Here is a 12,193-nt window from a genome sequence, read left to right on the forward strand (position 1 = left end):
GGTCAGCCCGTGATCTCCCATTCGTACACGGTCAGATCGGCGGCGCCGGTGGTGTGCAGCGGATCGGTGAACACCACCGTCTCGGCGTCCGCGCGCGATTCCGCGAGCACGATGTAGGCGCCTCCGGTGCTGTCGGTGAACGGCCCGCTTTCCTGCAACATGCCCCGGGTACGGAGGTCGCCCAGGAACTGCCGGTGCGGTTCGCCGACAGCCGGGTCGTACGCGGAAGTCCGGAGCGCCAGTACCAGGTACTTGCGCATATCAGTCGTCCGCTTCCGGTTCGGCCGCCCGGGTAGCGGAGGCGGCAGCACGGATCTGCGGCGCCACCAGCACCACCTGGCCCAGTACCCCGTTGACGAACCCGGGGGAATCGTCGGTGGACAACTCCTTGGCCAGTTCCACCGCCTCGTCCACCGCGACGATCGGCGGAACATCGGTGGCGTACAGCAGTTCCCATACGGCCACACGCAGAATCGCCCGGTCCACCGCAGGCAGCCGGGACAGCGTCCAGTCATGCAGATACGACTTGATGGTGCCGTCGACTCGGTCGAGGTCCTCGGCAATACCGTCGACCAGCGTCCGGGTGTAGGCGTGCACCGGAGCCACCGCCTGATCCCGGGCCGCGAGCTCGATCCGCTCGTCGGCCAGATCGGAGGGATCGATATCGCGGGCCTCGGCCTCGAACAGCAGGTCCACCGCGCGGCGCCGGGCCTTGTGGCGGGCGCCGAGTTTCTTGTAGGCGGACTTCTTGTCCGCAGGCTGGTCGGCCACGGTCAGGAGTTGACTCGGCCCAGGTAGCTGCCGTCGCGGGTGTCGATACGGAGTTTGTCACCGGTATTGATGAACAGCGGCACCTGAACCTCGGCGCCGGTCTCCACGGTGGCCGGTTTGGTGCCACCGGTGGAACGATCGCCCTGCAGGCCGATATCGGTATGGGTGACCTCGAGCTCCGCGGTGACCGGCAGCTCGACGTACAGCGGCGCGCCCTCGTGCATGGCCACCTGCACGGTCATGTTCTCCAGCAGGAAGCGGGCCTGCTCGCCGATGGTCGGCTCGGCGATGGAGAGCTGGTCGAAGGTCTCCCCGTCCATGAAGACGTAATCCGAACCGTCGTGGTAGAGGTAGGTCATATCCCGGCGGTCGACGGTGGCGGTTTCCACCTTCACCCCGGCGTTGAAGGTTTTGTCGACGATCTTGCCGGACAGCACGTTCTTCAGTTTGGTCCGTACGAAGGCAGGACCTTTGCCCGGCTTGACGTGCTGGAATTCGACGATCTGCTGGAGATTACCGTCGATCTTCAGCACGAGGCCGTTCTTGAAGTCGCTGGTGTCCGCCACTGTGTTCGGGTCTCCTCGGTTCTCGGGCAACCGGCGTCATCCGACGACGGTCAGGTCTTTGCTGGTGTTGGTGAGCAGTTCGGGGCCCCCTTCGCGCACCACGAGCGTGTCCTCGATCCGGACCCCGCCGCGGCCGGGAAAGTACACACCTGGTTCGACGGTCACCGCCACGCCAGACAGCAGTGTACCCGTGCCCGTTTTTGCGATGCCGGGCGCTTCGTGGATACGCAATCCCACCCCGTGCCCCAAACCGTGGACGAACAATGAACCGTGTCCGGCGGCGGCGATCACCTCCCGGGCGGCGGCGTCCACATCGGCGCACGGAATCCCGGGGCCTAACGCTTCCCGGCCGGCGCGCTGCGCGGCATACACCAGATCGTAGACCTCACGTTGCCAGCCGGCGGGCTCACCGAGTACGAAGGTGCGGGTCATATCGGAGTGATAACCGCCCACCACGGCACCGAAATCGATCTTCACGAAATCGCCGGCCGCCAGCACGGCGTCGGTGGGCCGATGATGCGGAATCGCGGAATTCGAACCGGCGGCGACAATGGTCTCGAAGGCGATTGCGGCGGCCCCGCGTTCGAACATGGCCCATTCGAGATCCCGGGCGACCTGCCGTTCGGTGCGCCCGGGCCGGAGTTTCCCGGTTTCCAGGAGCGCGGCCAGCGCGTCGTCGCCGACCGTGCAGGCCGCACGCAACAGGTCCACCTCGTATTCGTCCTTGACCATGCGCAACTGTTCGACCAGCCCGGGTGTGGCGACCAAATCGAGTCCGGTGCCGAGTTCGACGAGGCCACGGTGCTGGTCGACGGTGACGATATGGCTTTCGTAGCCGAGGCGGCCGAACTGCCATTCCCCCGCCAATTCCGCGACCCGCCGGGTCACGGCGCGGGCGATCTCTGCCCGCAGATCCGGAACCTGTTCGGCTACCTGGGTGTCGTAGCGGCCGTCGGTGGCGATCACGGTGCGATCCTCCGCCTCCGCAGCATCCCACGAATGCACCAGTAGCGCGGCGTTGGAACCGGTGAAGCCGGTCAGGTAGCGGATGTTCACCAGATCGGTGACCAGCAGGCCGTCGATCTCGTTCTCGACCAGCAGGTTGCGCAGCAGCCCCCGCCGCGCGGCGTAATCGGGTCGCTTCTGGGGGCCGCGGCCGGAATCAGCAGACATGGGACAAAAGTACCGCCGACCCGCACGCGCGACACAGGCCCGGCCGGACCGATCTCGGCGAACAGGTTCCGGAATACACGGTATTCACAGTTCGCGGCGAATGCTCCGGTTGTCCACAGATCACCGGGGAGCCGCCCACGGGGCCGAGATCCGCGGAATCGTGAACGGTGTGACGGCACTCTTCTTCCTGCTGCTGGCCGGCTGGTGCGGGCTACTCGCCGGCTTCGATATCCGAAGCCGGCGCCTGCCGAATCCGCTCACTCTTACGGGAGCACTCGGTGTGCTGGCGTACGCGGCATGGGCCGGGCAATTGGGCGCCGCGTCGCGGGGCGCGGCACTGTTGGCAATCCCTTATCTGGTGGTGCATCTACTGCGGCCTGCGGCGCTGGGTGCCGGCGATGTGAAACTTGCGGTCGGACTCGGCGCCGCTGCCGCTCTCGATGGTGCGCAGGCCTGGATATGGGCGGCCCTCGCGGCACCTTTGCTCACTGCCGCGGTCGCGATCGGTCTGCTGCTCGGGCAGCGCGGCACCACACCGATGTTCCGGAACCCCCGCACGTCCGGCCGGCCACGGTTCCCGGCACATGCGCGCTCCCCCGACAGACCGATCGCCGCCGTCCCGCACGGACCGTCCATGTGCGCCGCGACGCTTCTGGGCCTGGCCCTGTGGTGATCACCCGGCAATCCGATACGGTCACGCGCGACAGGCCCGATGAGCACCGCCGACCGCCTGCCCCGGGCGCGGCGCCGACATGGGAAGATGGTCGGCGTGCTGCGCTGGATAACTGCTGGAGAATCCCACGGACCCGCCCTCGTCGCCCTTCTGGAAGGAATGGTCGCCGGAGTCGAGGTGACCTCGACGGAGATCTCCGCACAGCTGGCGCGCCGTCGGCTCGGTTACGGTCGCGGCGCCCGGATGAAGTTCGAGGCCGACAAGGTCACCGTGATCGGCGGCGTCCGGCACGGACGCACCATGGGTGGGCCGGTCGCGATCGAGGTCGCGAATTCGGAATGGCCCAAATGGACCACGGTGATGTCGGCCGATCCGGTGGACGAGGCCGAACTCGCCGATCTCGCCCGCAACGCCCCACTGACCCGGCCGCGCCCCGGCCACGCCGACTATTCGGGAATGCTGAAATACGGTTTCGAGGACGCCCGTCCGGTGCTGGAACGGGCGAGCGCCCGGGAAACCGCGGCCCGGGTCGCGGCCGGCACGGTGGCGCGGGCATTCCTGCGTCAGGCGCTCGGGGTCGAGGTGATCTCGCATGTGGTCGCCATCGGCACCGCGGCGAACACCACCGGGGTGGTACCCACCGCGGCCGATCTGGCCGCAATCGACGAAAGCCCGGTGCGCGCGTCCGATACCGCGGCGGAGGCGGCCATGATCGCCGAGATCGAGGCGGCGAAGAAGGACGGCGACACCCTGGGCGGTGTCGTCGAGGTGGTCGTCGACGGGCTGCCGATCGGCCTGGGATCGTTCACCAGCGGGGAGAACCGGCTGGATTCGCGGCTCGCGGCCGCGCTCATGGGAATTCAGGCCATCAAAGGTGTCGAGGTAGGCGACGGTTTCGAGACGGCGCGCCGCCGGGGCAGCCAGGCCCACGACGAGATGCGGCCGGGGCCCGACGGTGTGCTGCGCTCGACCAACCGCGCGGGTGGTCTCGAGGGCGGGATGACCAACGGCGAGGCGCTGCGGGTGCGAGCGGCGATGAAACCCATCTCCACCGTGCCGCGTGCCCTGTCCACCGTCGATATGGCCACCGGCGCGGAAGCGTCGGCAATCCACCAGCGCTCCGATGTCTGCGCGGTTCCGGCGGCCGGGGTGGTGGCCGAATCCATGGTCGCGCTGGTGGTGGCCCAGGCGGTGCTGGAGAAGTTCGGCGGCGATTCGATCGCCGAAACGGTGAGCAACATCGACGGCTACGTGCAGCGGATCAGCGCTCGCCCGCATCTGAACCCGGGCGAACACGTCGCCGACCCGGCGTAATGTCCGCGCACGCCGATTCGCACGGCCCGCGCGTGGTGCTGATCGGGCCGCCGGGGGCGGGCAAGACGACGATCGGCCGGAAACTGGCCCGCGAATTGGACGTCGAACTCTACGACACCGATGCCGGTATCGAGGAGGCCGCCGGACGCGGTATTCCCGAGATCTTCGCGGCCGACGGCGAACCCGGATTCCGGCGCCTCGAAGAAGAGGTGGTGGGCCGGGCGCTGCGCACCGAACGGGGTGTCGTCTCCCTCGGCGGCGGCGCGGTGCTGTCCGAGAAAACCCGGGCCCTGCTGCGCGCGTGCACGGTGGTATATCTCGAGATCAGTATCGCCGAGGGCCTACGCCGTACCGGCGCCACGAACACCCGGCCGCTGCTCGGCGGTGCCGACCCGGGGACGAAGTACCGGGAGCTCATGCGCCTGCGGCGACCGCTCTACCGCGAGGTCGCCTCGGTACGGGTACGCACCGACGGGCGCAGCCCGGGCCGGGTCGTCCGCGCGATCATGGGGAAACTCGGCCTCGAGCCGGTTCACCCGGAAACAACCGAAACCGGCCTCCCCGCCGACGCGGCCCCGCAGCGTTCGAGCCGGTCGCGGGCACGGCGCCGGGCACGCGCACGAGCCCGGCGGGCGGCCGCCGCACAGCAGACGACAGCCGGGCCGCCCCCCGAAAACACTCCTGCGGCGAAAACCGGAGGGAAGAACGACGCCGAGCGGGCGGAGCCGGCCGAAGGTGAAGGTTCGGGCACGTCCAGCGCACCAGCGGGCCGGAGCGAATCCACCGATACCGGCCTGCGCACCCCCGGCCGCTCCCGGCGGGCCCGGGCCAGGCGGGCGCGGGCCCGCAGGCAACAACGTGAACAGGCCGAGCACACCCAGGCCGAGCAGGACAAGACAGGAACGGAGCAGTCCAGGTGACAGAACCGACGCGTATCGAGGTCCGCACCGCCCAGCCCTATCCGGTGATCATCGGCCGCGGTTTGCTCGGTGATCTCGTCGATGCCGTGACCGGCCCCGGTGGGGTGCGCACCGTCGCCCTCTTCCATCAGCCGTCACTGGTCGAAACCGCCGAGGTGGTGCGCGCATCGCTGGCCGAGGCCGGGCTCGACGCGCATCGGATCGAGATACCCGACGCGGAGGCGGGTAAAGAACTCGCTGTCGCCGGGTTCTGCTGGGAGGTGCTGGGCCGGATCGGCCTGACCCGCAGCGATGTGGTGATCAGCCTCGGTGGCGGAGCGGCCACCGATCTCGCCGGTTTCGTCGCGGCGACCTGGATGCGCGGGGTGAAGATCGTGCATGTGCCCACCACCCTGCTGGCGATGGTGGACGCGGCGGTGGGCGGTAAGACCGGTATCAACACCGAGGCCGGGAAGAACCTGGTGGGCTGCTTCCATGAACCGTCGGCCGTCATGGTCGACCTGGTGACCCTGGAAACGGTGCCGCGCAACGAGATCGTCGCCGGGATGGCCGAGATCATCAAGGCGGGTTTCATCGCAGATCCAGTGATCCTGGACCTGATCGAACGCGATCCGCAGGCCGCGCTCGACCCGACCGGCGAGGTACTGCCGGAACTGATCCGGCGCGCCATCGCGGTCAAGGCGGATGTTGTGGCCGCCGATCTCAAGGAATCGGCCCTGCGGGAAATCCTCAACTACGGACACACCCTCGGCCATGCCATCGAACGCCGGGAACGCTACCGCTGGCGCCATGGTGCGGCAGTCGCGGTGGGCCTGGTCTTCGCCGCCGAATTGGGCCGGCTGGCCGGCCGCCTCGACGATGCCACCGCCGACCGCCATCACCGCATCCTGGAAAGTGTCGGCCTGCCCACCACGTACGATCCCGACGCCCTGCCGCAACTCCTGGAGGGTATGCAGACCGATAAGAAGACCCGCTCCGGGGTCCTGCGGTTCGTCGTACTGGACGGACTGGCAAAACCCGGCCGTTTGGAGGGCCCGGATCCCGCACTGCTCGCCGCCGCGTATTCGGCGGTCGCCGGGTCCGCGTCCGGCGGCGGTAGCGCCATCCTGCTCTGACAGACTCGTGTCCGCGGCCGTGCCGGTCCGCTTCCCGCGAGACCCGCACGGGTACGTAGAAATACGTAACCGGCTCGCGCGCACATGTCGATGCCGGGTCGAGATGCTCACGCCTAGCGTCGCCGGTATGCGAAAGATTGCTTATTCGATGGGCGGGCCCGCGCTGTTCGCGGGCCTGGCTGTACTCGCGTTCGGCGGTATCGGGGTGGAGACGCTGATCGTCTACCCGAATGTGTTCCACAACGTGCCCGATTCGCTTGCCGAGGCGAGCGAATTCTTCGACGTGGTCGGCCCCGGGGATGTTCTGCCGCCGCTGGGCGCACTGACCGCCCTCGCGGCGCTGGTGGCCGTCGGTACAGCCTGGCAGGTGACCGCGGCCCGGGGATGGCTGGGCGCCGGGCTGCTCACCCTCCTCGGTGGCGAGTACTTGTTCTCGGTCCTGTATTTCTGGCCGCGCAACGAGATCATGTTCGACGAAGGCGCCGCCGTACACAGCGTAGAGTTTCTCCGGCAGACAGCCACCGAGTTCGAAACCGCGCACTGGTTCCGGCTGGCCATCAGCGGCATCACGGCAGCCCTGGCAGTGATCGGCTTTCTGCGAGCCTACCGGGAGCACGTACTGCTGCGCCGGGACGTGACGGCATGATGCACCGGCCTGTCATCGGTATGCGTCCCTGGACCGTCGTCGCACTCGCCGGGCTCGGTGTTCCACGGGTGGTGGCACACGATCTCGGTCTTGCCGGGCCTGTCGCGAACTCGGTACTGGTCTTTGTTCCGCTCGCCCTGTGGGTCGGCTGGGTGTTATGGCGTCGAGTTCCCCCATTGCCTGCCCTGGCAATAGTCGGTGTCGTCTACGGCATTTTGCTGGCGATCACCCATCAATTGCTGTGGTTGGAAGCATTCGACGGTAACCCACCGGAACTGGGCGGAAATCTCGCCGGGCGTTTCTCCCCCGCGGCAGAGCAGGTCGTCTTGCGGCTGGCGTCAGTGGGCAGCAGCATCGTCACGGGTGCGCTTCTCGGAACGGTCACCGGAATCGCTGCCTGGGTGCTCGCCCGGATCGCCGGGCGCACCGACCGCAGCGCGGGTAGTAGCCGGTGGTGAGGCGGACACTTTGTCCGCGATGCTCGACGCCTGCGCGCACCGAGCTGTCCCCGGAAGGAGATCACGGTGAACCGAGCCGGTGAACCGAAAGCCGCCGTATCGCGGACCCCGGCCATTCGGGACGCTGTGCGGGCGCGCTCATCGTCATCGGCTGCCCAGCCCACGCCGCCCCCGGGACTGGGTTTTCCCGACGACCGGTCCGCGAGGCTGGTCGATATCGTTCTGGCAATGGCTGTGCTGGTCGCGGTCGGCGCAGCGATCACCGCCGACGTCGGCGGCCCCGGGGCGGTGCCCGTGCCGGCGTACCTGTTCGGTGTGTTGTTCAGCGCCCTGATCCTTGCGCGTCGACGTCGGCCGGTAGCCGTCCTGGTGGTCTCCGCGGTCGCACTGGTGGGCTACTACATGCTCGGCTACCCGCCGATCGGGCTGGCCCTTCCACTCGCCGCCGCATTGTTCTCCGCGGCCGAGTGTGGACGGCTGTACTGGGCGGCAGGCACCGCGACCGCCCTGCTCTTCGTCTCCACGACCGTTCGGCTCCTCCATGGTGACGATCCCGGCTTCGTCCTCGGCTTCGAGTTACCGGCCTCGGCCGCATTGATGGCGGCGGTCATCGCGCTCGGCGACAGTATCCGGTCACGCCGCGGCTGGCGTGCCGAACTGGCCAAACAGGCCTCGGCTGCCGCCGCGGAGCGAGAGCAAGAAGCACGAAGGCGGATCACGCAGGAGCGGGTGCGGATCGCTCGCGACCTGCACGACCTGCTCGCGCACACTGTGTCGGTGATCGGCCTGCACACCGACGTGGCCCGGGAAGCGCTGCGTGACGATCCCCAGACCGCCGAGAACTCGCTGGCGGCGGTGCGCGCCGCCTGCCGGACCGCGGGCCGCGAACTGCGCGCGACGCTGGACGCCCTCCGTGAACCGGATAACGCCCCGGAGCGCCCGCTGTCTCCGGCTTCGGCACGCCTGACCGAGCTCGTCGCTGCTACCCGCTCCACCGGGCTCACTGTGGAACTCCACGGCGCGGAATCGGCCGACCGGTTGCCGGCGGTTGCCGGTGACACGATCTTACGGCTCGTCCAGGAATCGCTGAGCAACGTACTTCGGCACGCTGCTGCCCGACACGCCATAGTCGAACTGGGACAGGACCGCGAGAGCATTCTGGTGCGCGTGACCGATGACGGCCGCGGCGGTACCGGCCGGTCCGGCACAGGCTGGGGCATCGTCGGAATGCGTGAACGAATCGCCCTGCTGGGCGGTACTCTGCGGGCGGAACCGGTACATGGAGTTGGATTCGTGGTCGAAGCACGGCTGCCGGTACGGGAATCGGCATGATCCGCGTCGCAGTGGTCGACGATCAGTACTTGATCCGAGAAGGCCTGCGCGCATTGTTGCAACGCGCCACCGATATCGAGGTGGCCGGCCTCGCCGGTACCGGCGAGGAAGGGGTTGCGCTCGTTATTCGTACCCGGCCGGATGTGGTGCTCATGGATATCCGGATGCCGGGCGGCGATGGTCTCGACGCGACCCGGCAGATCGTCGCCGACCCCAGACTGCGACACGTCCAGGTCATTGTCCTCACAACATTCGATACCGACGACAATATCCTCGATGCGATGCGGGCCGGCGCGGCCGGATTCCTGCTGAAGGATATCGATCCCGACGAGCTGCGAACAGCCGTGCGGACGGTCGCCGGCGGGCAGGCGTTGCTCGCCCCGGCCGTCACCCGCCGGGTGATGCGAGCGGCGGCGCAGGCCGCCGGGCCGAGCATGCGGACAGCGGAGCTGCTCGAGCGACTGACCCCGCGTGAGCGTGAGGTCCTGCTCGCTGTGGGTACGGGCCGCTCCAACATCGAGATCGGTGCCGCCCTGCAGATGAGCCCCGCGACGGCCCGGACCCATATCGGCCGATTACTGGACAAACTGGAAGCGCGCGGCCGCGCCGAACTGGTGGCGATCGCCTATGAGACCGGGCTCATCGTGCCCGGCCGCTGGTCGATCTCAAGCAGCTGAGCCGGCCGGGTGGAGTCCGGCGGTATCGGTTGTCCGGCCCTGTTCCCGGCGCGCCAGCCGCCGGCCTACGGCCACGCCGATGAGCGCCGGGACGAAGATCAGCAGCACGATGAACGCGGAGGCAGCGGTCGCCTCGAAGAGCAGCCCGGCATCACCGAGATCGACCCGTGGAATGAAATCCAGCAGCCAGGACACGAGACCGCAGCCGATACCGCCGGCCACCGCGGCCTGCAGCCACAGAATCGTCAGGTCGGCGCCGCGTTCCGGATTGGGGTTGGCCCGCCGATCCGCCCGTCCGTCCACCAGACCCCACGCGACCGCGGCACCGATCAACACCACCAGGCAGAGCAGCCGCAGCCACACCCCGAAGGTCGGGACGAACCCCATCGCGAATCCGAGGAGTACCCGCAGCACGACGGCCAGCCCACCGAGCGCCAGTGCCCGCAACAACCACGCAGTCATGCCGATCACCATAACCCCCTTTTACGCAAAGCTAGAACCGGTTACAGAATATCGGTGGTAAACGGCGACTCGCCGGGCGATCAGCCCAGGTCGGCCACCGCCGCCGCCATCGCCGCGTGCGGGGCCGGTTTGCCGGTGAACTGCTCGACCTGCCCGTAGGCCTGTTCGAGCAACATCTGCAGACCACCGATCACGGTGTGACCGGCCGCCGCCACCGCGTCCGCGAGGGGTGTCGGCCACGGGTTGTACAGGGCATCGAGCACCACGGGAGCAGCCGCCACGGCGCCGGCGATACCGGCAGCCGCCTGATACGGGACCGTGCTGACCACCGCGCCGGCCGCCGCGCAGCGCCGGGCCAGCTCGGGCGCATCGAAACCGATCACCTCGGTTTCCGCGCCGAGTTGCGCGGCGAGGTCGCGCGCACCGGCTGCCCGGCCCGCATCGCGCGCCACGATGGTCACCCGCCGGGCCCCGAGTCCGGTGAGCGCCAGCAGCGCCGGACGGGCGGTCCCGCCGGCGCCGAGTACGACCGCTTCGGACAACCCGGTCACACCGCCGCTCCGCAGCGCGCCCAGCACGCCGTCCACATCGGTACAGTCCGCCCGCCAGCCGGACTCGGTCCGGACCAGGGTGTTGGCCGAGCCGACGAGGACTGCTCGTTCGGTGCGTTCGTCCGCGTAGGCCAGCGCGGCTTCCTTGCCCGGCATGGTCACCGACAGACCGACCCATTCCGGGCCCAGTCCGTCCACCAGCCGCGGCAACTCGGCCGCGGTGCATTCGATCCGGTCGTAGGTCCAGTCCAGGCCGAGCGCCCGATAGGCGGCCAGATGCAGCTGCGGCGAGCGGGAATGGGTGATGGGGCTACCCAGCACGGCCGCCCGCCGTGGACCCGATTCAGCGCCCACTGTCGAGAATCCCGCTTTCCAGTGCCAGTTCGATGTTCTCCAGATGCTCGCCGTAGCTCTGGGTGAACAAGGTGGTGCCTTCGTTGTCCACCGTGACGAAGTACAGCCAGTCCCCCGGCTCGGGTTTCTCCATTGCCTCCAGCGCCCCGATCGAGGGGGCGGCGATGGGGGTGGCCGGCAGCCCGGCCATGGCATAGGTGTTCCACGGGGTGGTCTGCGCGCGATCGGCGTCGGTCGTGGCGACCTCGGTCTTGTCGAGCGCGTAGTTGACCGTGGAATCGAACTGCAACGGCTGACCGATCTCCAGCCGGTTGACGATCACCCGCGCCACCTTGCTCATATCCTGGGGCAGCGCTTCGCGTTCCACCAGGGAGGCCCCGATAAGCGTTTCGTACGGGCTCAGCCCGTTGGCCGTCCCGGATTCGAGCACCCCGGTTTCCTCATAGCGCGTGGCACTTTCGCTGACCAGTTTCCGCAGGATCTCCTGGGCGGAGCTGTTGGGGTCGAAATCCCAGCTGCCGGCGGCGATCAGTCCCTCGAGCTGCCGCCGCCGGTCGGGTACCTGCCGGACGGCATCCATCGCCCATTCCGGGACCCCGAGCGCGGCCAGATCGGCACCGGCACCGGCCTCTTCCAGTTGTTCGTAGGTGACGCACCGGCGTTCGGCGTCGGCGCCGACACAACTGGCCGCGGCAATCTTGGTGTAGATCCCTTCCTTGCGGGCACCGGTGTTCACATCGTGCTGATCGTGTAACTGCCGGCCCTCGGAGATGACCAGATTGCCCACGCGGGCTTCCGGGGAAATCAGGGCCGCGACGGCGTCGCGGCCCGGACTCTGTTCGGGAATGGCGTAGTACCCGGGCTGTACCGAATTCATCCCCTCGTTCTGTACCGCCGCCTCGTAGAACGCGGCAGAACTGGCCACCACACCGGCTTCTTCCATCGCCGTGGCTATCTCGGTGGCCGTATCACCGGACGCCACATGGACGACCACCGGTGCGCCCCCCGGACCGGCGAAATCTTCCGCGGGGGTGTAGCGATTGAGAAGTTTGTACATACCGGCACCGAGGATCAGGACGAGGACCACCGCGCCGGCCACCCAGACCAGCTTCCGGCGGCCACCGCCCTGTTGTTCCCGGGCCCGGCGGGCCGCCGCCCGGCCACCGCGGCGAGGCGCCGGG

General features: G+C 68.5%; 14 protein-coding genes and 1 pseudogene. 8 read left to right on the top strand and 7 right to left on the bottom strand.

Annotation, left to right across the window (positions count from 1 at the left end; translation table 11 throughout):
* Positions 1–2: 2 nt before the first annotated feature.
* The 4 genes from ON22_RS15870 to ON22_RS15885 are packed head-to-tail and all read right to left on the bottom strand — an operon-like array spanning position 3 to position 2,510.
* Positions 3–260, bottom strand: coding sequence for a YciI family protein (locus tag ON22_RS15870; protein WP_033241604.1), 258 nt, complete (start codon positions 258–260; stop codon positions 3–5).
* Position 261: 1 nt separating this feature from the next.
* On the bottom strand, positions 262–771 hold the full coding sequence (gene nusB / locus ON22_RS15875; RefSeq protein WP_033241603.1) for a transcription antitermination factor NusB: 510 nt from the start codon (positions 769–771) through the stop codon (positions 262–264).
* A gap of 2 nt (positions 772–773) precedes the next feature.
* A complete protein-coding gene (efp, locus tag ON22_RS15880; protein ID WP_033241602.1) occupies positions 774–1,337 on the bottom strand; it encodes an elongation factor P in 564 nt (187 codons plus the stop codon).
* Between the two features lie 36 nt (positions 1,338–1,373).
* The gene (locus ON22_RS15885) at positions 1,374–2,510 is read right to left on the bottom strand and encodes a M24 family metallopeptidase (RefSeq protein ID WP_051157683.1); all 1,137 of its coding nucleotides are present in this window, start codon (positions 2,508–2,510) and stop codon (positions 1,374–1,376) included.
* Between the two features lie 169 nt (positions 2,511–2,679).
* Here ON22_RS15885 and ON22_RS15890 point away from each other — a divergent pair, with 169 nt between their 5' ends.
* The 8 genes and pseudogenes from ON22_RS15890 to ON22_RS15925 all read left to right on the top strand — a co-directional run bounded on the left by ON22_RS15890 (position 2,680) and on the right by ON22_RS15925 (position 9,645).
* Entirely contained in the window at positions 2,680–3,183 is a 504-nt protein-coding gene (locus tag ON22_RS15890; RefSeq protein WP_033242311.1) for a prepilin peptidase, read from the top strand.
* Positions 3,184–3,279: 96 nt separating this feature from the next.
* On the top strand, positions 3,280–4,497 hold the full coding sequence (aroC, locus tag ON22_RS15895) for a chorismate synthase (RefSeq protein ID WP_051157687.1): 1,218 nt from the start codon (positions 3,280–3,282) through the stop codon (positions 4,495–4,497).
* A pseudogene (locus ON22_RS37985) lies at positions 4,497–5,015 on the top strand (shikimate kinase); the annotation flags it as partial. The gene aroC and the pseudogene ON22_RS37985, both read left to right, overlap by 1 nt.
* A 398-nt stretch (positions 5,016–5,413) precedes the next feature.
* Positions 5,414–6,532: a 3-dehydroquinate synthase gene (gene aroB, locus ON22_RS15905; protein WP_033241600.1), complete on the top strand. Its 1,119-nt coding sequence runs from the start codon at positions 5,414–5,416 to the stop codon at positions 6,530–6,532.
* A 127-nt stretch (positions 6,533–6,659) separates the two neighbouring features.
* Positions 6,660–7,178 (top strand): DUF1772 domain-containing protein, encoded by a 519-nt coding sequence (locus tag ON22_RS15910; RefSeq protein ID WP_051157688.1) that lies wholly within the window; start codon positions 6,660–6,662, stop codon positions 7,176–7,178.
* Positions 7,175–7,636, top strand: coding sequence for a hypothetical protein (locus ON22_RS15915; RefSeq protein WP_197039607.1), 462 nt, complete (start codon positions 7,175–7,177; stop codon positions 7,634–7,636). The genes ON22_RS15910 and ON22_RS15915 overlap by 4 nt, the downstream gene beginning before the upstream one ends.
* Positions 7,637–7,762: 126 nt before the next feature.
* Entirely contained in the window at positions 7,763–8,968 is a 1,206-nt protein-coding gene (locus tag ON22_RS15920) for a sensor histidine kinase (RefSeq protein WP_444543642.1), read from the top strand.
* Positions 8,965–9,645 carry a response regulator transcription factor gene (locus ON22_RS15925; RefSeq protein ID WP_033241598.1) on the top strand — a complete coding sequence of 227 codons (681 nt, stop codon included), beginning with the start codon at positions 8,965–8,967 and terminating at the stop codon, positions 9,643–9,645. Before ON22_RS15920 ends, ON22_RS15925 begins: the two co-directional genes overlap by 4 nt.
* Here the strand turns inward: ON22_RS15925 and ON22_RS15930 are convergent.
* The 3 genes from ON22_RS15930 to ON22_RS37990 all read right to left on the bottom strand — a co-directional run.
* A complete protein-coding gene (locus ON22_RS15930; RefSeq protein WP_231507935.1) occupies positions 9,634–10,107 on the bottom strand; it encodes a B-4DMT family transporter in 474 nt (157 codons plus the stop codon). The two genes, ON22_RS15925 and ON22_RS15930, sit on opposite strands and share 12 nt — an antisense overlap.
* A gap of 80 nt (positions 10,108–10,187) precedes the next feature.
* On the bottom strand, positions 10,188–11,012 hold the full coding sequence (locus ON22_RS15935; protein WP_033241597.1) for a shikimate dehydrogenase: 825 nt from the start codon (positions 11,010–11,012) through the stop codon (positions 10,188–10,190).
* The coding region (locus ON22_RS37990; RefSeq protein WP_043740186.1) for an endolytic transglycosylase MltG at positions 11,002–12,193 on the bottom strand (1,192 nt) is incomplete at its 5' end. The genes ON22_RS37990 and ON22_RS15935, both read right to left, overlap by 11 nt.

It is taken from the genome of Nocardia carnea NBRC 14403, from assembly GCF_000308515.1.
GTDB lineage: Bacteria > Actinomycetota > Actinomycetes > Mycobacteriales > Mycobacteriaceae > Nocardia > Nocardia carnea.